Annotated in this window: 11 protein-coding genes and 1 pseudogene; 1 reads left to right on the top strand and 11 read right to left on the bottom strand. The window is 33.8% G+C overall.

Annotation, left to right across the window (positions count from 1 at the left end; translation table 11 throughout):
- Positions 1–60: 60 nt before the first annotated feature.
- The 10 genes and pseudogenes from AD998_07040 to AD998_06995 all read right to left on the bottom strand — a co-directional run bounded on the left by AD998_07040 (position 61) and on the right by AD998_06995 (position 23544).
- Positions 61–2442, bottom strand: coding sequence for a hypothetical protein (locus AD998_07040; GenBank protein KOY85931.1), 2382 nt, complete (start codon positions 2440–2442; stop codon positions 61–63).
- Positions 2443–2557: 115 nt separating this feature from the next.
- Positions 2558–2869 carry a FeS assembly SUF system protein gene (locus AD998_07035; GenBank protein KOY85930.1) on the bottom strand — a complete coding sequence of 104 codons (312 nt, stop codon included), beginning with the start codon at positions 2867–2869 and terminating at the stop codon, positions 2558–2560.
- 38 nt (positions 2870–2907) lie between these two features.
- Positions 2908–4242, bottom strand: a complete 1335-nt coding sequence (locus tag AD998_07030) for a hypothetical protein (GenBank protein ID KOY85929.1) — start codon at positions 4240–4242, stop codon at positions 2908–2910.
- An 87-nt stretch (positions 4243–4329) separates the two neighbouring features.
- On the bottom strand, positions 4330–13131 hold the full coding sequence (locus AD998_07025) for a hypothetical protein (protein ID KOY85928.1): 8802 nt from the start codon (positions 13129–13131) through the stop codon (positions 4330–4332).
- Positions 13132–13167: 36 nt separating this feature from the next.
- On the bottom strand, positions 13168–14541 hold the full coding sequence (locus AD998_07020; protein ID KOY85927.1) for a hypothetical protein: 1374 nt from the start codon (positions 14539–14541) through the stop codon (positions 13168–13170).
- Positions 14525–15658, bottom strand: coding sequence for a hypothetical protein (locus AD998_07015; GenBank protein ID KOY85926.1), 1134 nt, complete (start codon positions 15656–15658; stop codon positions 14525–14527). Before AD998_07015 ends, AD998_07020 begins: the two co-directional genes overlap by 17 nt.
- 78 nt (positions 15659–15736) lie before the next feature.
- Entirely contained in the window at positions 15737–16582 is an 846-nt protein-coding gene (locus AD998_07010) for a hypothetical protein (protein ID KOY85925.1), read from the bottom strand.
- A 434-nt stretch (positions 16583–17016) separates the two neighbouring features.
- A pseudogene (locus AD998_07005) lies at positions 17017–18891 on the bottom strand (High-affnity carbon uptake protein Hat/HatR).
- 11 nt (positions 18892–18902) lie between these two features.
- Entirely contained in the window at positions 18903–20351 is a 1449-nt protein-coding gene (locus AD998_07000; GenBank protein KOY85924.1) for a hypothetical protein, read from the bottom strand.
- Between the two features lie 40 nt (positions 20352–20391).
- On the bottom strand, positions 20392–23544 hold the full coding sequence (locus tag AD998_06995) for a hypothetical protein (GenBank protein KOY85923.1): 3153 nt from the start codon (positions 23542–23544) through the stop codon (positions 20392–20394).
- 82 nt (positions 23545–23626) lie between these two features.
- Here AD998_06995 and AD998_06990 point away from each other — a divergent pair, with 82 nt between their 5' ends.
- A complete protein-coding gene (locus tag AD998_06990) occupies positions 23627–25117 on the top strand; it encodes a hypothetical protein (protein KOY85922.1) in 1491 nt (496 codons plus the stop codon).
- On the opposite strand, the gene AD998_06985 is transcribed toward AD998_06990, so the two are convergent.
- Positions 25101–25556 (bottom strand): hypothetical protein, encoded by a 456-nt coding sequence (locus AD998_06985; GenBank protein ID KOY85921.1) that lies wholly within the window; start codon positions 25554–25556, stop codon positions 25101–25103. The two genes, AD998_06990 and AD998_06985, sit on opposite strands and share 17 nt — an antisense overlap.
- Positions 25557–25575: the final 19 nt, after the last annotated feature.

Genomic DNA, 25575 nt, shown 5'->3' with positions numbered 1-25575 from the left:
TTCGTTTATCATAAAAAAAGCCTGCTTTGAGCAGGCTTTTAAGTAATTTGAATATATTTTTTAGAAATCCCCTCCATCAAAATCGCCACCTTGCATATCTCTTCTGCCTTTACCTTTTTTACCTTTTATTTCCCCACCAAAACGATAACTAAAACCGGCCATATAAGTACGAGTATTACCTCTAAATGTAAAATCATTATATAAGTTAGGTGTATTAACTGTTCCACCAAAACGCATATTTTTTCCTACATCACTTACTCGAAAATTCAAAGTTCCTCTATTTTTTAAAACTATTTTAGAAAGTCCTATACTATTCATAATCATATCTTTACGAGTACCCTGAGCCGTAGCAACAGGAGCTCTATAAAATATCATGGTTTGAATTCTAAAACTTTTAGGTAAGTTAAAAATAGCATTCAAGCGGGTATTCCAAGAAATCATATCGTTGAGAGCTTGGTCATCTACATTTTGAGCATTGACAACCATTCTAAAAACAGAGAAATCCCCATTGAGTGTCAGCCATTTGCCTACTCTGTAGCTTGCTATCATTTCTAAACCATAATTATCTGATGTTGCCACATTTTGCGGAGCAAATAGAGTGGTATCTCCTGATAATTGTCTAATAATAGGCTGAATTACATCTGTTGTTCCTCTATAAAATACAGAACTTGTAAGAGAAGCCTTTTTCCAATCTTTTAAATAGCCTACCTCATAAGAATTTGTATATTCAGGACGCAAGAATGGGTTTCCTGAACGCAATGTAAGTGGGTTAGAGAAATTTGCAAAAGGATTTAATTGTCTAAACCCTGGACGATTGATACGTCTGCCATAAGTCATTTTTATTTGTTGGTCTTTGGGCAAACTGTACGAAATTGCTCCATTAGGGAAAGCATTCAAATAATCAAAATTAAATTTTTCTTGCGTATTGATAAGCTCCGAACTCATAAAGGTTTGCTCTACACGCAACCCAGCTTCAAATTCTATTTTTTTATATTTTCCGAACAAAATTCCATAAGCACCCAATACCTTTTCATCAAAACGAAAGTCATTGGAGAAATTGGTATTGTTTGTCCAAATATTATTTGTCCAATCATCTAAAAGAAATTCATTATTTACCTGTCTGAAAATACTTTTATAGCCAGTTTCTACTCTCCAGCCATCTTTAAGTGGGTGTGTATAATCAGCTTGTAAAATAATCATTTGGTTTCCATTGTCTTCAGATGTTCTTTGTAAAATATCTGTGCCTTGATTTGAATTCAAATCTGTATTGTCTTCAGATTTAGCCAAAGAAGCTGAGATTTTCAGTTCTTGCCTTGGTTTAGCAAATTTTCTTGTATAACCAAAAGCATAGTTCTGATTAAAAGAACGTCCTTGTTCATCAGAAAGTCTGACAAATTCACTTATTAAGCTGTTATCTGCATTTCTATTAAAGTTATTGAGAATTTCATCAGAATTGTTACGCCCTCCTCCCAGATTCATTTCCAAACTGAAGATATTTTTCTGATTGGGAGCAAATTCTAAACCGAAACTACCCGTAAAATTCTGCCCTAAACGATTGATTGTTCTTCTTTGGTCTATGATGGGTGTTGTATTTTCAATAAAACTTTTTCTAAATACAGTAACATTTGAGATTCTTGTATCTTGGTTACCATTTATGCTTCCAAATACATTCAATTTCCCTTTTTTATAATTAAAATCAAGATTAGAATTATATCTATCAAAATTACCTCCATTGAAACCAATATTTCCACCAAAACCTTCATCAGACTGTGTTTTAAGAACAATATTGATAATTCCTCCACTGGCTTGAGCATCATATTTTGCTGAAGGATTATTAATTACTTCTATGCGTTCAATAGAACTTGCTGGTATTCTCTGAAAAACTGCCTGTGGGTTACTCCCCATCAGTCCAGATTGTTTTCCATTTATCAAAATTGTTAAATTACTTGAGCCTCTTAGTGTTACATTATTATTTTCATCTACTTGTACAGACGGAATATTTTGCATCACATCAAGAGCTGTACCACCTCTATTAATCAAGTCTTGACTAACATTATAAGTTCTTGTCCCTATATCTGTTTTGATAAGGTCTTTTTGAGCTACAATCTCCACTTTTTCTATAGATTCTGTTTCTCCAGCCATTGCCATTACTCCCATATCTACATCTGCCGATGCTACTTCTATACTTTGAGTTACATTTTTGTAGCCAATCATTTGTATTTTTACTAAATAGCTACCCATTACCACATTTGGTATTACAAAACTACCATTTTCTTCTGTTACAGCCCCTCCAACAGCTTTTTCTGTATTATCAGCTTTATACAGAAATACATTTGCAAAGCCTACTGTTTGCTTTGTTCCTTTATCCACTACTTTTCCTTTTATTACTTGAGCTTGTAATAAATGAGATAAAAAAAGCAATGATGTTACAATTTTCCACATATTTTTTGTTTTATTAAATGTTATAACACTAAAACGCAAGAGTCTTTAAAATGTTATTTAGATTTTATATTTAGAAATATTCTAAAATTATTTGTATCAAAAAAGGCTTTATGTTTTACATAAAGCCCAGTTCTAATTTAGCTACTTCGCTCATCATTTCGGTAGTATAAGGCGGGTCGAAAGTAAGTTCTAACTCCACATCATTTACCCCTTCTATTGCTTTTATTTTGTCTTTTACTTCTTGTGGTAATTGTTCCGCAGAAGGGCAATTGGGCGAAGTCAAAGTCATTTGTATATACACATTGTTTATAGGAAATATTTTTAAATCATAAATAAGTCCCAACTCCCAAACATCAACAGGTATTTCTGGGTCATAAACTGTTTTGATAGCGTCTAATACTTTTTCTTTTAAATCAGGTATTTCCATAATATATATTGTTTCTATAAAATAATAACTACATTTTTTTAAGATTGTTTTGTTTCTATTGGTTTTACAATCAACTCTGCCCCCTCTTGTCCAATCACAACAATGTGTGTGTTTTTTTCAAGAAAATCACCTTGTGTAAAAGCATCAAAAACCTGACCATCAATATACACTTTACCCGAAGGTCGTAAAACTGTATAGCTTTCTCCAATTCTACCTATCATCAAGGGTGTTTGTGAAGCTGTGTATCCTTGCTTAGAATCTTGTGAAGTTTGTAAAGTTACATGACTAAATTTTTTACTTGTAGCTAGTTTAGGAGCTAATGCTACAATTACACCAAAAGAGCCAAAAAGTCCTATACTAGTTGCTATCAAAGCACTTACAAGTGCTGCTTTGCTCACACCCTCCATACTGAAACCTACATTTCCAACCATCATGAGTCCAAGAGCTACAAATATAATTATCAATCCTGTAATAATTGCAACTTTTATACCTGGGAAAAGTAGAAGTTCAACTGCAACAAGCCCTAAACCTCCCAAAAACAAAAGTAACTCCCAGTTTTCAGCCATTCCTCTAATATAATAAGGAACAAAGTATAATACCAAGCCAACAATGGCTACAAACAAAGGAAAACCTATTCCAGGGCTCTGAAGCTCAAAATAAATTCCTCCAATAATGAGTAGTATCAAAATGCTACTTACAGCAGGATTCACAAAAAATGAAATAACTTTTTCTACAAAAGATGGCTCATAACGATAAACTTGAGCATTGGACATTTTGTATTTTGCCAAAATCTCATCCACAGAGTTCAAATTACCTTCACAATATTTATTTTTGATGGCTTCTTTGGGAGTATAAACCACTATTTTTCCTGGTGTAGCCACTGAATCGTGTTCATGGGTTTCATCTACCATAGCTTCTGCTATATCAGGGTTGCGTCCGTTTTTTTCGGCTGTAGCTCTCATTTTCCCACGTACTGCTGATCTTATTTTTTCAGAAGCATATTTGCCAGTTTGTCCATCAATGGGTGTTACAGCACCCATACTTCCTCCATCGGCCATATAAATACTATCACAAGCCAGAGCTATCATTGCCCCTCCTGAATAAGCATTGTTATTAATAAAAGCTATTGTAGGCTTTGGATAATCTAATAATAACTGATTAATAGCCATTGAAGCACTTAAATCTCCTCCAGGTGTATTGATTTCAATAATAATATAATCTGCTTTGAGGCGAGTAGCTTTAGCCAAAGCAGAATCAGTTTGAATTTGTGTATGCTTATCAATCGTTTCTTCTATCTTAAAATAATACACTTTTTGTCCATATCCCAAAAACCATGTACAAAACAAAAACGCTAACACACTAATATATCTCATAGAATTTAAGTATTTGATTATATACAAAACAAATAAAAAAAGGGGATAGTTTCTTATCCCCTTTTAGATATTTTATGATATTCAAAATTATTTTACTATTGAAAACTTACGAGTTATCATATCACCTTGTGAATTTTGTAATTTCAACACATACATTCCATCTGCAAGGTTTTCTACATTTACTACTACCCCTTGATTTCCAGATTGTAATGTTGCTTCTTTGCACATTCTACCCAATTGGTCATAGATATATATTTGATAGTTTTCAGTAGCTGTAACGCCCTCAAAACCTACGATAATTTTATCTTTAGTAGGGTTTGGATAGAGTGTAAAGTTCTGAACCAAATTATTAGGCAAAGACGTTATACCTGATGGTCTTGTACTCACATCACTGTAAAATGATTGATAAACTTGTTTATTAATTTCATTCTGTAAATAAACAACAATTCCTAACTTATTTTTATCATAAACATTCACAGGATTCCAAGATTGATTAACAACAACTCTTGCTGGTGGTATCCATACCTGATTAACCCTTGTTCCTGCTGCGTCAGGAAGCATTCTTTTCACAACATTTTTAAATTTAAGACTTCCTAAATTTACACCTGTAAATGCACTACCATCTATTTCTTTTTCTACAACTACTATTTGTACAATCAATGAGCTATCCACTCTACTCAAAGCATTGATTTCTGCAGAAACATTCAATAATTCAGCTGGGTTTGTTGGATAGGTTACCTTAATATCAAATGGTGACTGCAATAAAACTCTTTGATTATAAGCTGCTTGCCCCCAAACAGAAAATTGTGATGGATTGTTTCTTAGAGTTCCATCCAAACTTGTACGAGGTACTTGTGTAACACCATAATACAAAGCTCTAGCACTTGGGTCTGCTGTATTATCTGCATTCATAGGGTCTGTTCCAGGGAATGAAGTATGGTATTGAATGTGTACTGCCTCTCCATTTACAACACCTGAAAAATTATTAACAGCTTCATTTTCAGAATTTGATGTTGCATCAGATGAGTTTGTAAAATGCTCAATCAATACTTTTCTATTTCTTTCTCCAATAAATACTTCATCAAAAGCAAACCCATCAAATGGTGCAGGCGTAACGTTATCAGCATTAGAACCAAATGCAACTCTGAAACGTAATTTAGATTCTCCTCTGTATATATCCAATGGATAACGAGCATATACCCAATTATTCATAGTTCGACCAGACCAACCTTTCAGTCCTTGTCCACCAGGTAAACCTGCTATACCACTTGTATTATACCATTCTACTCCTTCACCAACAGAACCTAAAATATTCCATGTAATACCATCATCTTTACTTACTTGTACTACAGCTCCATCACCACCTTGGTCAGTATCATAAAATATCCTCATTTGTAGCATTGGTCTTTGTAAAGTAGATATATTAAAACAAGGACTCTCTACATACGACTGCTCATTATTCATGTATTTTGTACTATCTGCCATTCTGGCTACCCATGCTCTTGAGGAGTTACTCAAAGGCATTTTTACTCCATTTGTAGGTCTGTGGGTCCAACTATACAGCTTAGATACACCTCCTGTTACGCCATTAGGTAACCATCCTCCACTTGATGCCTCAAAATTTTCGTTATATGGAGTTGTTGGTGTTACTGTAACATTAGGAAATATAAATATTTGCTTTTTAATTGTATTAGTACATCCTAAAGTAGAAATAGTTGTCAATTCTGCCTCATACTCTCCAGGAGCAGAATATTGATATTCCGTATTTGGAGACAACGCTGGATTTGTTGAATAGATGTCTATAACTTGTGAAACACCATCTCCAAAACGCCAAATTACTCTTGCAATACTATCCGTAGGGGCTATTGTTGATGTACTAATAAATTGAACCATATCTCCTTGACAGAAACGAGATGGGTTAAATCCTGCAACTGGAATAGCTCCAATTCTAACATTTCTAATGAATGTACTACTACATCCTTGTATAGTAGATACTGTTAATTTAGCTTGATATGTAATAGCTATACTATATGTATGGCTTACATTATAGCCTTGTGATAGTGTTGGCCCAACATACGTTTCAACTGTACCATCTCCATATTCCCACTTAATTTCAGTAATACCATCATTAGCATCAATTGTAGGTAAGGTTATATTTGCAGAAAATTGTGTTACATCTCCCAAACAAGCATTGGTATAACTAAAAGCTACTGGAGGCAAACTAGAACCTATTCGTGGTAAAGGATATATTCTTAGTTCACGAGCTGGTGAGACACTTGTACAACCATTTGCATCTGTATAATGATATGTTACTTGATAAATTCCATAACTTCCACCTCCTTGTACAAGATTAATACTAGGATTAATAACATTGATTCCTGCTGGTGCATTGTATGTAAATGTTCCTATTGTAAATCTAAAGAACCCACTAGAAGGTATAAAGGGTCTTCCTCCTGAATTTACCCAAATTGGGTCTAAAGTTAATACAGTTGCATTTTCGCAGTATGTATTATCTTCATTTATACCATCTGGCTTTGGATATTCAAAAGTTAATACAGGTAAAGGATTTATAATTAATGTACGGCTAGGTGATATATTTTGGCAATTTGTGATAGGATCAATATAAGTGTAAATAATATCATAACTTCCTATACCCCCTACAGCAAATAATTCTGTTGTAATATCCACTGTATTATCTCCATTTGCTAAAACAAGATTTAAAGTAGGTGTTGTTGTTTTAGTAATTGTAAAGAATCCTCTTATTGGTGTAATAACACCTGTTCCTCCATCCAATTGAGGTATCAATGATATTACTCCTTGGTCTTGACAATAATTATCTTTATCTGAATTAGGGAATAAGAATGTAACTACTGGCAAAGGATTTACTACAATTGTAATTGGAGCAGAAGTATTTGTACAACCATTACCATCTGTATAAGTGTAGGTAATTTCGTATGTTCCTGCTTTGCTATTTCTATCTGTTAAAGTAGGATTACTACCCAATGGACTGCTTGGAAGAGGTGCTGAAGGTCTAAATAATGCTCCTGATAAATTTTCAAAAGAAGTAGCAGAAACAGCAGGTAATGTTCTTCTTATTCTGAACTGCCCTCCTGTAACAGATACTAAATTATTTAACCCTGTAATTGTTACATCTGCATCACTTATACAATAATTAGAAGCAAACCCTGTAATACTTAAATTAGGTAAAGCATTGATAATTAAGTTTTGAGATGGTGATGTATTTATACAACCATTTTCATCTGTATAAGTATAAGTTATTTGGTATGTACCTGCTCTATTAGGTGCTGGCAACAGTTCTGTTGAAGGATTGAAATTATTATCTCCCGCTACCAAATTTAGTGTAAAAGCAGGTGCAGTTCTTGTTATACGAAAGAACCCATTTGCAGGAACTATACTTCCATTTGCTCTATTAGGTGTCAGGGTAACAGAAGTTACATCTTCACAATATGCATTTGTGCCAGCATTAAACGAGAAGTTTACATCTGGTAAAGGTGTTACTATTATTTGTATAGCACTAGAAGTATTTGTACAGCCATTACCATCAGAGTAAGTATATGTTACTTCATAAATCCCAGCTTTACTATTTCTATCAGCTAAGGTAGGCAAACCAGGAAGAGGATCACTTGGTAATGGAGCGGAAGGATTAAATGTTCCACTAAAGATTTCAAATGCTGTTATTGAAGGACTTACTCTTCTGATTCTAAATGTACCACCTGTTGTTGGTAGAGGTGTCAGTGCAAAAGCACTAGCATCTACACAATAACTAGGGCTAAAACCCGTAACACTTGGTGTAGGCAACGGAACTATTGTAAGTGTTCCAACTGGTGAAATGTTTGTACAACCATTAGCATCTGTATAAGTATAGGTTACATTATAGGTACCTACACCAGGGGTTAATTGAGTAGCTGGATTAAAACTATTTACACCATTTGCTAATACCAAATTAAAAGTAGGTAATGTTCTGCCAATTGTGAAAAAACCATTAGCAGGTGTAAGCACCCCATTTGCTCTACTAGGAGTCATACTTACATTGGTAGCATCTATACAATAAGTGCTTACCCCTCCTTGAAATACAAAATCTACATCTGGCAATGTATTGACGATTACTGTTTTTGCAACAGACGTATTAATACAACCATTACCATCTGTGTAAGTATAAGTAATTTCGTATGTTCCTGCTTTACTGTTTCTATCAACTAAGGTTGGTAAACCAGGCAAAGGACTACTTGGAAGAGGTGCTGAAGGTTTGAATACTCCACTAAATGTTTCAAAACTAGTTACAGTAGGAAGCGTTCTTCTGATTCTAAATGTACCACCTATTGCTGGTAAAGGAGTTAAAACAACATCTGCATTACTCACACAATAACTTGTTCCTAGACCAACAAAATCAGGAGTAGGTAGTGCATTTATTGTCAATGTTTGAGCCACTGAAGTATTAGAACAACCATTAGCATCTGTATAAGTGTAAGTCACAGAGTAATTTCCTAAACCTGCATTGGCAAATAGTTCTGTATTTACATTAACATTCACATCTCCATTTGCCAATGCAAGAGAGAATGCTCCTTTAGTAAAGGTAAAACTGCCACCTGTAGGAGTAGGTGTTAAAGTAATATTTCCAGCATCTTGGCATGCTGAACTTGGCATTGTAAAGCTTAAGCTAGGTAAAGGTCTTACAATAAAAGTTCTTACAACACTACTTGCTGTACAACCAGAAGCATTTGTATATAAATATCTTATTTCATAAGTACCTGCTGTAAGTACAGGAAGAGGACCTGTTCCTCTCACAGGAATATCATTTACTCCATTGGCTAAGAAAAATTCTGTACCAGCTACAGGTAATGTTTGTCTAATACCAAAACGTCCATTGGTAGGTGTTGCAGGAGCACTTCCATTGACAAGTGGATTTAATGTAAACGAAATTAAATCTTCGCAATATCCAGCTAGTAAACCTGTAAAATCAGGTGTTGGAATAGGATTTACAATCAATGTTTTACCCAAAGAATTATTAATACAACCATTCTCATCTGTATAATAATAAGCTACATCGTATGTACCCACACCTGCCACAGCAAATAAATCAGTAGCAATATTTACAGTGTTGTCTCCATTAGGTAAATCAATAATGGTACCATTAGATGGTGCTGTTGTCTTTATAAATCTGAAATAACCATTAGCACTTGTCAAAGAACCATTACTACGGCTGGGAATAAGTGTTATGTCTCCTGCATCTCTACAATACTCATTATTACCAGCTCCTATTCCGCCTGTAAGTGTAAAATCTAAGGCAGGTAAAGGATAAACTGTAAAGGTTTGAATGGGTGAATTTGCTGTACAACCATTTCCATCAGTATATTCATAATACACATCGTAAGAACCTACTCTCAATGTAAATATTGGTAAAAGAATTGAACTTGAATTAAAAGGTTGTGAAACAAAAGATGGATTACCTACTTTTCTCATATACATTCTACCTGTTGCACTCATTGCAGGATTTGTTGTAACAGCAATTGTTCCCACATTTGCACATTGTCCAGCACCAGCATTAAATGTAAACGTTGGTGTTGGTAAGGTGTTCACTGTAAATGTTTGATCAGAAGAAACATTACAACCAACAGCACTTTCATAAGTATAACGCAACACATACGTACCAGCACTTAGGAAATTCACAGAAAATAAGTTTACACCCAAAGGATTTATATATAGCAAATTAGTAGCTGTTGAATTCCAAATAGAAAACTGTCCTCTTGTTTGACTATAAGCCCCCGTAGGGTCTGAGGTAGCAGAAGTATTCATATCAAATACTGTAGCATTGGCACATAATCTTGTACCTGTATTATATGTAGTTACAAGTGTTGGATCTTGATAGATACGGAATCTACGTGTTACTACATAATTACAAGTATTAGCATCGTTATAGGTAATTTGTACTTCATAAGCATTGCCCGCAGTAAGAGTAGATAAGTTAATCACATTAGATGCTGGAGCATAAGTACCTGCAACCACACGTAATTGATAGGAAAAAGAGCCTGAGCCAGAGCCTGTGCCAGCTAATATACTTGGACTAACTTGCAAATTCCCTCCATCTTTACAAAAAGCAGGAACTGTAGCAGGATTACCTACATCAAAAGGCAACCATGTTTGCGTTGGACCTCCATTTAAATTGTATTGTACTTGATCTATTTCTGGTTGTCTATTAATTGTAACCAATTGTGTATGACACCCTCCAGATAAAGCACATCCGCCCATTTCTAATTCAAATGAGTATGGATAAAAACCTCCACTAAAGGCATGTACTTGTGCCAAATTGATTCTAAAATTACCTCCTGAAAATTCAACAATAGTAGATAGACTCCGATTTCTTGTAGTAATATAATAATCTCTATTTCCACCTACACAAGGAAATGAACAAGGCGAGCCTAAGTCTAAACCAGGATTAGGATTGACAGGTCCACCTGTATATAAACTTGTACTTGGAACTAAAGGACCAATAAAACCACCTCCAGATGTACACTCAACAGGATCTATACCTATAATAGGTAGAGTACCAGAAGTAACAAAAAATGTTTGGGTTGTGCTGTTGGTACAACCATTAGGTGCTGTATAAGTATAAGTAATAATATGGGTACCTATGCCTGCTGTTGTGGGGTTAAAGGTACTTGCAGCAGTATTTACACCAGTTCCAGAATATACACCAGAACCTCCTGCTGGTATTCCAGAACCTCCTGTCAGTAGATATGGTGATTCAGCAACTCCAAAAGTACTTCTTGGAGATATATAAGTTACAGATGGTAAAGGTTTTACAGTAAAGCTTAGTGAAGTTGTTGCTGTACAACCATTTAAAGTACCTGTAGCTTCTACATTATAAGTATTTGCTGTAAGTGTATTATTGGACGTAAACTTCACCCCACCAGGAATAGTAGTAACTGTACCTTGTGTAGTAACAGGCAAGCCATCTATAGTTACTGTATAAGAGGATGCTGTACCAAAGAATGTCACTTCTATTGTCTCAAATCTACATATTTCATTATCTGCATCATTGCTGGATACTCCTATTGTAGGACTTGCAGAAATATTTATGGTTACCAAAAGAGGTGTACTCTGACATGATGTTGTAGGGCTTTCTCTTACTATATAGAAATTATGAGAGCCTGCCACTATACTACTTACCCCTAAATTGGTTCCAATAGACGCACTATTTCCTGTAAAAACTAATGTTGTTAAGGATGCATCACTGTACCATTTGTGTATGAAACTTAAAGGATTATTGATTGTTAATATGGCTGTAGCAAGATTATCTCCTACACAATAATCTGTATCAGCTCCAGCAGTTAAGGCAGGAACACTTGGTAAAGCTACACTTATAAGACTGGCAAAAGAAGAAACACCTGCCAAGCCATCCATTTGTGCAGTACTTGCCACATCTCTTGTAATATTTCCTGTAGTAGCTGTGGTATTTGCTTTTACTTGTAATCCTGAGATTGTTATTTCATTAATATTGGATGTACCTGTAATACTATATATGATAAATATTTTAGTATTAGAAATAAAAAACGAATTGATAGTTATATCTGAACCACCTGTAGCACTTACACTACCCACTCCTGGATTTAACTCAAAGTTAGTAGGCATATTAAGTATTAATAACTGTCCTGCACCAGCAATAAAATTGTCAACAGACCTTTCATCTATTACAATATCCCCCAATGACTTAAAGCTTTTGTTATCTCTACATATATCTGTCAAACTAGGGGCTGTTACCTGAATATTTCCTGTTGTTGCAAATCGCCATAGCCCAGTTGTTAAGCCTCCATAAGGTTCTGAAGATGGATTATCTGCTAGAATAGCTCCTGCATCAATAGTTACTTCATAGAGTGTATTGGCTGACAGCCCCAAACTTGCTACAGTAACTACATTTCCAGCTATTGTTATATCTCCAGAGGTGATAGCTTTTACTGTTGCTGCTCCAGCAGGTGTAATAGGTGTAATGGTAATATTTCCTGAAGAGCCTTTTTTTACATTAATATCAAAATTCAATGTTAAAGTAGCTGTAGTTAAAACATTGGTTGCATTATGAGCAGGTGATGTAGAAGCTAATACTGGTGCTATTCCTTGTGTAATAAATCGCCAATTGGAAGCTGTTATTCCTGCAAAAGCTGGACTTGTAGCACCTCCAGAGGCTACAAAAGCCGTATTAGGAATACGAACCTCATATAAAGTACCACTATTCAATGTAAAACCAGCATTAGCTATTGTTACTACATTACTTGCAACAGTTACATTAGTTCCTGTTACATCTATATTTTGGGTAGTACCAGCAGGAGTAATAGCTTGTACTTCAATATTACCTGTACCTTTTGCTACAGGCATATCAAATGTTAGTGTTAAGTTGCTTGTGGTAGCTATATTTGTAGCATTATGTGTTGGTGTACGACTGGAAAGAGTAGGAGCAGGAGCAACTGTGGTAAAACTATATATACTTGATGCAATTCCTCCAAAAGGATCATTGGCTCCTCCTTGTTCTAGAACCACTCCTGAAGGCATTGTAACTTCATAAGTACGGTTTTGCAACATTGTTAAACCAGTAATATTCAATATTTTATTACCTCCTGTAATTGTAACAGATACTGAATTTACATCAACAACAATAGCTGCCCCAGAAGGAGAGGGTGTAAGTGTAATATTTCCTGTTCCTTTGCTGATATTGATATCAAAAGTGAAAGAAACTGTAGTATTGATTGCTACTCCACTAGCCAAGTTTGTAGGATTTGTTGACTGTAAGACAGGTACAGCAGCCTTTGAGGCTAATAGTGGAAATAAGAATAGTATTAAACTGTATTTCCACAGTTTTTGCATAGTAATATAGTTCATATGCCTTAAGTGTAAAACAATAATAATTAAAAATTTTTATTTAACTAATTCGCCATTCTTATTCGCTCTAATGAGTGTTATCATATCATTATTTTCAAAGCTAATTGTTCCTAATATCAAAATATCCCCATTAGAAAGCTCTTTTACAAATTTAGCTTGGTCGTTTCGTGTACCTCCAAAAAACTTTTCCCAAACCTGATTTCCTAATCCATCTAATTTAATAAGATGAATATCAGTACCAGCAGTGGTGGTAGCAACATTTCCCAATAATAAATAGCCTCCATCAGAAGTAGGATAAATACTTTTTCCTTCATCATCACCACCTCCACCAAATGTTTTAGACCAAGCAATTCTGGTAGGATTGATTGCTTGTGGTTTACCATCTTGTAAATCTCTCGGAAAAGTTAATTTGATAGCAAACATATCTTTTCCTCCATTGCCAGAACTATTAGTTGTTCCACAAATTACATAACCATTATCTCTTGTGGGTTGAATGCTTTCACCTACATCATCACCACCTCCACCAAATTCTCCTCCAGCATCAATAGGAACAATACCTTCTCTACTAAATACTATCAATTGACTGTTAATTCTATCATCACCTTGTTTAACAGTAGAACCTATGGATACCAAATATTTGAGACTTGCAACAGGGTCTATAATTGCACTATTGGCAGAAGTGGGTCTTTTATCGGCTGGGGTATTGGCTGTTGGTATGGTTAAAGCACCATATTCATTTCTTGTTCTTTCTACTCCATCTAAATTAGTAGCAATAATAAATACAGCATTTAACTCTGTTTCGTCTATAAGTTTTGCAACAGCATTTCCCACTATATAAATCTCACTTTCTACCATTTGCATTTTTTTAATTACCTCTGACCTTGTACCTACCCCATTGTATTTTCGCACCCATAAAGGATTTCCATTGTTATCTATTTTCATCAAAGCATAATCTGTATGGGAAACCGTAGAACTAACAACCACCAATGAATCTAAACCAATAAACCAATTACCATCAGGAGCTTGCAAAACAGCTTTTGCAGCTTGCCCTGGGTATTGCTTTTTCCAGATTACATTACCAAATTTGTCAGTCTTTGTTACATAGGTTACTTCTTTTTCAATTTCACTACCTGATGCTTCATCAATAACTAATATTTTTGTAGAGCCTGCTATCATAAAACCTCCATCTGCAGTTTCTGCTACATCATGAGCTTTTTCATCAAGAGCACCTCCTAGCATTTTATAAAATGTACCTGACTCATCTAAAGCTATCTTAGGAGTCACTTTACATGAAACGATAGAAATGAATATTATAAATATGAATATATGATAGTTTTTCATGATTTTTCGTTGGATATTATTAATACTGATATAGATAAAAATGTAAACACTTTTAATTATTACTTTCAATTTTTATTTCTTCTGTAATCTTTTTATTTTTTGTTTTTCTCTTTTTAGGGTTATATAAAGGGTAATTATAGCCTAATGTGAAAGTCAAAGCCCCCATTTTATAATCGTTGTCTAAATACCCATATTTTGCTATCTCATTTTGAAGTAGATATCTGTTATTTGAGTTTACCATATTCATGAATGCGTGTTGATACTGAAGCTGCCCGAATAGATGTCCTAAACCTAATTTATATTCTACACCTGCACCTGCTACAGCAGAAAAGGTCAATTGGTTTCTTAAATCTGTCATTTGAATGGATTTGCCCTCTACAGAACGGCTTTGGTCTTCGCTTACAATATCCACTCTTTGAGCATTTCCAGAAGAACTTAATATATAATTAGGTGTAGCCCCTATCATAAAATAAGGTTTTAAGCCTCCTATATTAAAATTATATTTATCTTTTAAGTTGTATTTAAGTAAAATTGGAGCTTCTATGCGAGTTTGTGTTTCTGTAAATATAAGTGTTGAGTAATCGAAGTAGTCTCCTTCAAATCTGTATCTCATTACAGCAAAGGTTGGATTAAACATGATTTCAAGTTTATTGGTAAGGGGTTTAGATGTATTAAAATTAATTTGAAATCCTAATAAACCTGTATAAACAATACCCTGATTGGTTGCATTATCTGTACTATAAAGTGTACTTACGTTCAAAACAGGCATATTTCCTCCTCCTGCTCCTCCTATTATCAAGTAAGGACGAATACGGTATTGTTTGTATAAATCTACAAATTCAGAAGGGTCATTAGGACGTAGTCTGTATTCAGGGTTTAGTTTCAGCATGCTGTGCATGTATTCTGAAGCTTTTGCATCCTGATTTTTGTACAAGTAAATAATTGTAAGCAAACGATAAGCTCTTACTTTTTCTTCTGTGTTAAAACCTCCTGATTTCAAACATTCTTCTAAAAGTAAAATAGAATTGCTTAGTGAGCCATCTTCGTAGGCTATTTCTCCCTCTTGTAGTTTTACAGAGCAATCTGATTCACCTTCTTGTTTTTCTTGAGCAAAAAGAATATTGACTGATGTAAAAAGAAAAAAACAAGCAAAAAAAGAGATTATAGTAGTTGTATTTATTTTCATTGTGTTGAATTAAAGAGTTTCCAGATTCAGATGTAAGTAATTTGGAGATACATAATCATATGTATCTCCAAATTTTTATTATTGTCTTTGAGGAAGGCTACCACAAGTATTTTCGAATGGAACGTCACTGGGAGTTGCAACGTATCTTTCCCATTCTTCTAAACTCATATTATTTTTAATTTTACCACATAGATAATCACTCATTTTAGTGATATCAGTATACCAAAAGCGAATAGTTTTATCTTTTGTTCCTGCAATAAGTTTCAAACCATCAGCACTAAAATTGATAGCTGTTACCCATGAAGAGTAGTCATTGAATACCATAGGTTCTGTATTCAGAGCATTCAAGTTCCAAACTCTTACCGTTTTATCTCGGCTTGCAGATGCCATTTGTGCATCATCATTGCTAAAAGCAATATCAGTAATCTCTCTATTATGTCCGAATAAGTTGATAGGCTTGTCTGTACCTTTATTCAAATCATATAATTTGAGTTTTCCACCATGATTCCCAATAGACATCCATTTTCCATTATGGCTTACACGTATTGCAGAAACTGCATTATTATCTTTGGTAAAGTTTCTTTGTTCTCCTGTTGTTGTATTCCAGAAAATCACTTCGCCTTTTTCATTTCCTGTAATAATGCTTTTTCCATCAGAAGTAATTGCTAAAGCTGTAATTTGCTCAGTAGAAGTACCTAAAGCTTTTGCTTCTTTATTATTATAGAAATAGACTTTATTATTAGAAGTTACAAATGCCAAACCATTATCCGTTCTTGATGGATATGCCAAATACCATGTAGTGATTCCTTCAGGCAATACAATCGTATTTTTTAAAGATTTTGAATCTCCTTGTATGTTAAATATTTGGATTTTATTAGTATGGCTACCTACTGCTAAATTCTGTCCATTATGATTCATTGCCATTGTTGTGTTGTAAGTAGGATTCTTGATTAAGACTTCACCTTGTTTTTGGTATCTTCTAAGTCAAACCTTAAAACCTGTCCATCACTACCAGCAGAATACATGTACTTTCCTGAACTTGCAGGCACAATACCTCTGATGTAATCAGTATGTCCTTTTAATTTATTAAAGTCCTGTCCTTCAAATGTTCTGATAGCATAATAAAGTCCTTGGTATATATCAGGATGGAATTTACTACCACCATTTTCACTATGGAACTTATATGCTTGTTGAGCATTTAAAGCTTGTAGCTCAGGATCATCAGAAAGTTGTTTTGATTTTAAAGCCATTGATTGAGCAATAGACAATAAACGCTGATTTTTAGCTTTATTTTCTGCTTTTTTCGCAATATCTGCTTGCTTTCTAGCTTCTTGGCTGGCAGCTTCGGCTACACGAGCACTTTCTTTTGCATTTGCTTCACTCAAACGAGCTTCTTCTTTTGCTTTAATAGCTTCTGCACGTTGCTTTTCAGCAATATCTTTTTGTTTTTCAGCCTCTTCTTTTGCTTTTTCTGCTTCTTCTTTTTGTTCCTCTGCTTCTTTCTGAGCAAGTACAGCAGCTTCTTTTGCTTTTTCTGCTTCAGATTTTGCTTTTTCTGCTTCAGCACGTTGTTTTTCAGCTATTTCTTTTTGTTTTTCAACTAATTTTGTTTGTTCTAATGCTTTGGCTCTTTGTTGGTCTGCTTCTACTCTTTTTGCCAACGCATAAATCAAGAATGCAATTGCCACCAATGTAAACAAACCCATGATAATAGCTGTAATACGAGTACGTTTCAAAGTACGCTTTTGAAGCATTTCTTTGATACGCTGTTCTGTTTCGTATTCTTTTTGACTATAATCCAAGAATACCATTGCTCTTTCAAAGGCAGGATTATGTCTTTTTGCCCAAATAAGAGATGGTTTGTGTTTTTCACGCCAGTTTAAAGCAAGTTGCAAATCTGGTGGTCTCCACAAACCTGCTTTACCAATTTGATACATGGCAGATGCTTCTGAAAGACGTTGATACATTTGAACAGCTTCAGCTTCATCATCTACCCAGTTTTTCAAGCGTACCCAAATACGCATCAAACTTTCATGAGAAATATCTATGATAGAATCTCCTGTAAGTGTAACTCCTGCGGCAGGAGTTAATAATGAACGTCCTGGTTCTCTAAATTTATCAATAATAGCTATTACATCCTCTTCTCTTGCTCCTGCGATCGCTGTAATTTCTGAAAGTCTAGTTGGGCGACGTATTCCTTGATTTTGATCGCCTCCTTTTTCTGTAATACTTTTAAATAACTTTTCGCAAACACGCTTTTGTCCCTCTGTTAGTTCGTCATAAGCTTCATTAGCATGTAAAGAAAGAGCTTCGTTCATTGTACCAATTGCCTCATAATGATGCACATCCAAAGGCTCTTCTGTTTCTTTATGACGAGTCCAGTAATCCCAAGTACGCATCAGAGAATGCTGAAGAATAGGTAATTGATCTGGGTTATCTCCCAAATCATTCAACAATCTTTGTACTAATCGTGGCGTAATTTCACCTCCACCCACAGCTACAGGACCCGTAATAGCATTTCGTTTTTGCTCACGAGTCATTTGTGGAATCATGTAATAACTGTTATTGATAGCTCTTGTAAGTTCAGGAAAGAACGCACATTCACCAATAAAGTCCGAACGCATAGTAATAGCTACATAAATAGGCAAACCTTCATAGCGTATAGCTTCTGTGAGTAAGTTTACAAAATTAAGAGCTTCATTAATAGCCTCTGGGTCATCTTGTCTTCTAAATCTAAATAGCTCTTCAAACTGATCTATAAGAATAAGTGTATTCTTATCCGAGAACTCTTTGGTTTGCATAATAGACTCTATAAGACCTAAAGAACTACTACGCAATAAGGTAGCTATTACCTTTTTACGAATTTTTTGTTCTTCTTCAGAGGCATTAATTTGAGTAATTTTTTTATAAATAGACTCTGCAAGATTATCAATAGGAGATGCTCCAGGTCGAGCAACTACAACATTCCAATTGGAAGTTTTATTAGCTACAAATCCTCCGTACAAAATAGGTATGACACCACAATAAATAAAAGATGATTTACCACTTCCAGAAGGACCTACAACGGCCACAAACCTATTTTGATAAAGCTTCATCAAAACTTCATCACTTTGCCCTTCCCTTCCGAAAAACAAATGGCTTTCCTCTATGGTAAATGGTCTTAGTCCAGGAAAAGGATTAAAATTGATACCTTGTTGTTGAAGGATAGTGTTTTGGATTACATTCGTTTCCATATTATATTTTATTAAACTATGGTGTGTATAAACTCATTTAATTCAGGGTAAATTACTCCATCTTGGAACTGTATTACCTGTATTTGATTATTTCTAACAAAGTCATCAGGTTGAAATAATGAACCCGTTAGAATAGCTTTATATTTTAATGGTTTTTGTCTACCAAATCCTGGGGCTTTTAGTAAGTCTAATAATTTCATAGCTATCCATTGTTTACTTACTTTTCCACAAAAAATAATGGCAGCTTTACAATTTACCAGATTATCAATATGTTTTTTTCTTGCTTCTAACAAATTATTTTCAAAAGCAGGAGTAAGAACCTTATAGTTGCTATTCTTTAAATATTCTATTACATTTTTAGCAGAATCCGCATCCATTGGATCATAAATAAAATAAACACCTTCTTGGCTTGTGGCATGAGCTACAACTTCTATACTTTGAACTTCTTGTTCATTTAATACTCTTCGAATAGCTTGTTTTAAATCTTCTAAGGGTACTTGTAATATTTCAGCACCTTCTAATGCTTCTGCATTTTGGCGTAAATTATCAACAAATACTTTTTGACGTTCACTATTAAATTTGGCATAAGGGGCAACCCAAATAATTCTTGAAAAACCTCTTTTTTCATCATAAATAGAATTCTTAGTGGCTGCTACAATATTGCCATGTTCAGTAGCCAAAGAATTTTGCAATTCTAATAATGATATTCCATTCTCCTCTAAAATTTCTCCATAAGAGTTACCTATCAGATGAATAGCTAAGTCACTTCTTTCTATATCTTTTTTAAGAAGGCTCTGCATTTCTATGCGATTACTAGGTAAGTTTTTATCAGGAATTACCACACAACCAAATTTTTCTAACTCTCTTTTAATCAGGTTTCTTTCTATCAACAAATCATCTGTTGTTTCAGCTAAAAACACCGTTTTTCCTTTAAAATGAGCTGCTATTTGCTGTAAGGTTTTATTTCTTAAAACATTAAGAGCTTTGTAAGTTTCTTGAGCAATGTCTAATAATTGAGTCCAAAATATTTTCTCATTTTCTCTTCCAAAAAACTCTTTAATTTCGCTGAACTCTCCATTTTGAATATTGATAGTATATAAGTTATAAGCTAGTAAGTCCTTAACAGCTGTAGGTTGTTCATCATAAGTAACAGGATATTTAACTATTTTAATAATCCTTTTAGCAACAATTCCTTCATTTGCCTCTACAAAAGCTTGTATATCTTCTATACAGTTTATATCCTTAATAAAATTAGGAGAAACTACACAAATCATTACTCCTACTTGTGCTAAAGTAGAAGCTGTTGGCTTTTCTTGGTTAGGATAATGTAATATTACTGGTTTTTCGCCCATAAGTTGCCCTAAAGCCTCTTGAATCATTTTCTGAAGGCTACTCACCCATCCATCTTCATTATCCTTATTAGAGTAGTTAAGATAAATATCAAAATTAAGGTTGTTCATATATTATATTATTAATATCGAAAATAAAATTTAAGTCTGATTATTTGTTTTTGATAGATACTGGTGTTAAGTCTTGAGCCACAGCATCTATAAATGCTCGAGCGAATTCATGGTTTTTCTGCACCATTGCATAAAATAAATCTTTATCTATTTCATAAACTGTTGTTCCTTCTTGAGCAATGAGTGTTTGGTTTACATAATCTTCATCTCCTAGATATAGATGTCCAAATATTTCTCTAGTATTATAAGCATCCGCCACTATTCCATTTTTTATAGAATCTACTCTACCTTGTGCTACAATACAAATGGGTACTTGATTGCTATCTTGTCCTTCTTGGATAATCGTAGTAGTTTGTGGATAATGCCTCTCTTCTATCAATTCTACAATTTCTGAAACAATATCAGAAGGTACATTTTGCATAAAGTCTATATCCTTCAAAAACATTGTTTTTTCTATTCTTAAAGGCATTAGGTAATCTTTTTTTGTATTAAAAGTTCTCTCTAATACTACTTCTATATTTCTCACATTCTCAATAGGTAACCGTTCTTGCATTTTTTCATAAATTTCAGGCCTATGTTTGTAAATAGCCCATGCAGAAGTTTCATATAAGAGTGGGTCTGGGTGAAATAAGTTAGCCACCAATTCATCAAAAGAGTCTAACCTTTCTTCAAAACCTAATGCATAAATAGCACAAGCTCTTGTCCAGCGATTTGTATAAGAGTAGTCTCTACTTATCAAGTGTTTTAATACTTCTACAGAATTGAAACGCTCACGAGGGAAGAACTCTTGTAACCTCTCAATTTTTTCTTCTGGAGACAAGTCCTCTAATAGTGGAAACAATTTAGGTTTTAACTCATCTGCCAAGAAAACATTCAGTAGTTCAATAGCAAATACGTGAGCTTCAGCGGATTCACTTTCAAGATTTTGTTTTACAAGCTGTACAGACTGTGGGTCGTAAACCAAGGAAAGTAAAGTAAATATTCCTTCAAAATTATAATCTATTTCATCTTCTAAAGATTTTCTCAAATAAAACGCATGACGGTCTTTACTAATTTCTAATAAAGCTGCCATGTCCCAAGCTGCATCACCGATTTCAATTTCTATAATGTGATTGATAAATGTAGCTCTTTCGGCAGGAACACGAATATTATTATAGCTGAACGCATACAGAACTTGTTCAACTATTTCTGTATCAGGGAAATTTATTTTATTCCAAAGTAATTCCAAAGATTTTTCAGTCCCTATTCTACCATAAATTTCTGCAATACGCCTCATTACTTCTTCGTGTTGCCCTGATTTATGAAAAGCTGACTCTAATGTTGGCAGAACTGTATCTCCAGCCTGAATGAGAGCTGCTGCTGCTGCATTGGCATACACTGGAGAATTGAGCAAATCTATAAGGATAGACCATGTTTCAGGTTTTCTAATTTTTCTGCATGCATGAACAGCATACAATCTTACTCTCATATCAATATCTCTAAGCAACTCCATTAACAAAAACTCATTTTGCTCATTTACTAAATGCGGAAGTTGTTTAACGGCAAGTAGTCTATCTTGAGCATTTTTAGACTTTACAAGTTTGTATAAATCATTACTTACTGTTTTTTGTTGTTCTGGAGATATTAAACCCTCAGAGGTTATCATCAATTTATCTATTTGCTTCAAAGCATATTTTTGAGGTATTCCTTCAGTATTACTTGCTATTCTGATGAGTTCTTCTTCATAAATAGTAGGTTCTAATTTTTCAAGTAACTTTAACGCAAAAATTGTTCTATCCTCATGAACAGAATAAGCTTCTTTGCGAAGCATTTTATCTAAAGATTGTTCTGTAAAAGCACTTTGTGATATTTTATTTTTAGATTCTACCAAGGTTTGTTTGAGTGTGTCTTTGTAACCCAAATACATTTTGTTGGTTGTAAATACCCAACCTAATACGATGGGTATTAATATGATGGAGAATAATAGTAGATTGGTAAATCCTGTGTACTGAATTGCCAATAACAAAAGACCAGCTATTAAACCAGCTCCTACTTTTACAATACCATCCATACGGCTGATAACATCTAGACGTACACGAGAGTCTATTGGGAAATAATATTGTTTAAAGGCTGCATCATCCATAGATTCTTTGAGGGCAGCAGAAAACAATTTACCTAAAGCAATTGAAAGAAAGAACAACACAAAGCCTCCACTTCCATCTACAGCAGGCCTAAAACCAGAAAAAACACCTACTAAAATTGCCACTGTAGTCAGTCCACCCAAGATAATAGGATTAATCAGCAAGGCTACCCTTGTCCCATACATTTCTATAATTCTATCAACAGCAAAAATCTGGATAGTAAGTATAAAGAAATAAATAACTCCTTCAAAAACAGCAATAAAGTTTTGTAAATCTCTTTCATCAGGATATTGCTGACCAGTTGCGTTCAAGAAAGTGTAATCTACAAATTTGTGTGAGATGGTTGCCAATACCAAGAAAAATGCCATCAAAATGATGTATTGATTTTTAAACATTTTTCTGATACCAAAACGTCCAGTTTGCCCTTCTATAATTTGACGCTTACCAAAACTAATCAGTGGCGAAATTAGTACCAAAGCAAAATAAATTATTAGGATAAGTACTCCCACTACAAAGGTAACATCTATTAAATCTTCGGTAGCAGGCACTAAAGCTGAGAAAATAGGAATGGCAAAAAAGGTAGCCAAAGCAGCCAAACCTTTTCCAATATCCACACCACCCACGATACGTCTCTGTTGTTTGAGTGTAAACATTCGAGCAATAGTTCCCCAGAAAACCAAACCAACTAAAGCTTCAAAAGGTGCAAGCATTACCAAACCTCCAAAAATGATTCTATTTTTGAGAATGGGATCATCCACTACTGCAAAACCAGCTCTTAAGCCACCAACCAATATTACTACTATAATCAGCGTAGTAATGGAAAGCGTCGCATAAGAAATTTTATTTTGAAGGTAAGAAAATATATAGGTAGTTACAATTCCTATAAGCCCTGTGGCAATGGTTACGATAGGCAAATATTCGTTTTCGTCCCATTTTTGTAGAAAAAGCGTAGTAGTTGCAACGCTATATGTTGCTAAAAACACTCCAATTAAAAAACCTAAGAACAAAAGTGTCATTACTTGCGTATATTCACTTTTCTCAATGTTTAGTAGTTTGAGTAAGAATTTTTTCATAGTGTTATTTTACCTAATCTCACATTTTTTTTAGAAAAGTAAAAAAAATATTCCGAAATTACAAGACTAATTTTTAGTTTTTATGCCTTATTTATCATTAAAACAAAATAGTGTCATTCATTTTTGTCTTTTTTTCGTTATTTTATTACTTCTACACATATATGTTTTATTTTCTTTAAAACTTTTTGATTACGACTCTATCCATAATTTTCAAATTTTAGAAGAAATTCATAAAGGTGATTGGCACAATTTATTTCATCATAGTTCGCCTATCTTTTATCTTTTTTATTCTTTTTTCTTTCTGTTTTTCAAAAACATCCACAATCTCCTTTTTATCAATATATTATTAAGCATTTTTGCTATTTATTTTTTCACAAAATCAATTAAAAACTCTTTTTGGCTAGGAGGATATTGGATCGCATTTTCTTTATTTATTTCTACTTGTAGTCATTATTTTTCTATTGAGAGTTTGAGCCTTTTAAGTATGGGAGTTTTATGGTATAGAATCCATATTTTTTTACAAAACAAAGCACTTAAAAACCTCTTTTCAAGTGCTTTTATCATTGGCGTTTGGTGTGCTATTTGTATGCTTATCAATTATAAATTTATAGTTGTATTACCTTTTTTGGTATTTAGTTCTTGGACTATCAAAAAAGATATTGGTTTAATTAAAACTTTGTATTTCAAAGTTATTTATTATACATTGTTAGGATTTATATTACCTATCATTTTTTTAATGCTTTTGGGTTGGATTTTAGGGCTTCATTGGTATCAATATCCTGCTACTTTATATAGTATTTTTTCTATGTCAGGGAATTCAAATCCTACTGCTATGCAATGGGGATATTATTTTTCTTATTTTCTTAATTTTGAAAACATCTTAATAGGCATACTTCTTTTAGGTAGATTATTATCTCTGCAAATCATACCTTTCAGAATTATAGAAAAGGTTATTTCGATTGTTTGTGTAGGTGTATTTATTGTAATGAGTTTTTTGCCTAAAGCACCAAGAGGACTGATTTTTATATTACCTCTGATATATCTTTGGGCTTTTAATTTTTTTGAGATTTTAAAAGAAAAGTTTTTAACTTCAAGACTAAGAAAAAGGCTTGGAGTTAGTTTATTATTAGGTTCATTATTAGTGCAGGTATATCGAATTCAGGAAAATTTATACCCTTACAAACAAACATCTTATCTGCAAGTTGCTCAATATTTGAAAGAACAAAACACAAAGGTAGTATTTACAACTTTAGGAATGGGTATTTATCCTTATTTGGATAAATCTATCAAAATGGAAGTTCTAAGAGAAATTGCTGATACTGTTAAATTTGAACAATTTACAGGAAAAAAATATTTATTGTATGATGTTTTTTGTGAAACAGCAGGGCATCAAAGTCTTTATAGTTTGAAGCAAAAAAAGGCTATTTTAAGATACCCAGAAAAAAGCCTTTTAGCACCTACACTATTTTTAGAACACTCAGAATACACAGGGCTTTCTTTTGAAGAAAGTTTAGAATTACAGAAACATATGCAAAAAGAATCTTTTCAACTTTTGCTTATTCCTCTGCCCTAAGTGTGTCTAAAAGATTGTTGAATATTTTGAGTTGCTTTTCATCTAAAGTACTGAGCATCGAATCCATTTCAGGAGCGTATTTATCCATATCAATCAATAAATCAAATCCTTTTTGGGTAATGGTAATGTCCACACTTCGTCTATCTTCACGGCACTCAACACGCTTTAAAAGTTCTTTATTGTAGAGTTTATCTACAATTCTTGAAGCATCAGGCATCTTATCCAACATACGTTCTTTAATATATTTTAAGGAAACTGGCTTTCCATTTGCTCCTCGAACAATGCGTAAAATATTGTATTGCTGATGTGTTAAGTCATACTTTTTGATAAAACACTCTATTCTACTTTCCATAAATTTTGCTGTGTAAAGCAAATTTACGATGGCTTTGTGTCTATCATTTCTGAAACGGCTTTTGATAGATTCTTCAATAGTTTTCATTAATTTTTGCTTTTTTATT

The organism is bacterium 336/3 (genome assembly GCA_001281695.1).
Taxonomy (GTDB): domain Bacteria; phylum Bacteroidota; class Bacteroidia; order Cytophagales; family Thermonemataceae; genus Raineya.
The sequence above is the reverse complement of the archived record's forward strand: the minus strand, read 5'-3'. Positions and strand labels throughout refer to the sequence as shown.

Excerpts from the sequence above, each read along its gene's own strand:
- AD998_07025 (KOY85928.1), bottom strand. The coding sequence starts at position 13,131 with ATGAACTATATTACTATGCAAAAACTGTGGAAATACAGTTTAATACTA.
- AD998_06995 (KOY85923.1), bottom strand. The coding sequence starts at position 23,544 with ATGAAAAAATTCTTACTCAAACTACTAAACATTGAGAAAAGTGAATAT.
- AD998_07000 (KOY85924.1), bottom strand. The coding sequence starts at position 20,351 with ATGAACAACCTTAATTTTGATATTTATCTTAACTACTCTAATAAGGAT.
- AD998_07030 (KOY85929.1), bottom strand. The coding sequence starts at position 4,242 with ATGAGATATATTAGTGTGTTAGCGTTTTTGTTTTGTACATGGTTTTTG.
- AD998_06990 (KOY85922.1), top strand. The coding sequence starts at position 23,627 with ATGCCTTATTTATCATTAAAACAAAATAGTGTCATTCATTTTTGTCTT.
- AD998_07040 (KOY85931.1), bottom strand. The coding sequence starts at position 2,442 with ATGTGGAAAATTGTAACATCATTGCTTTTTTTATCTCATTTATTACAA.
- AD998_07035 (KOY85930.1), bottom strand. The coding sequence starts at position 2,869 with ATGGAAATACCTGATTTAAAAGAAAAAGTATTAGACGCTATCAAAACA.
- AD998_07015 (KOY85926.1), bottom strand. The coding sequence starts at position 15,658 with ATGAAAATAAATACAACTACTATAATCTCTTTTTTTGCTTGTTTTTTT.
- AD998_07010 (KOY85925.1), bottom strand. The coding sequence starts at position 16,582 with ATGGCAATGAATCATAATGGACAGAATTTAGCAGTAGGTAGCCATACT.
- AD998_06985 (KOY85921.1), bottom strand. The coding sequence starts at position 25,556 with ATGAAAACTATTGAAGAATCTATCAAAAGCCGTTTCAGAAATGATAGA.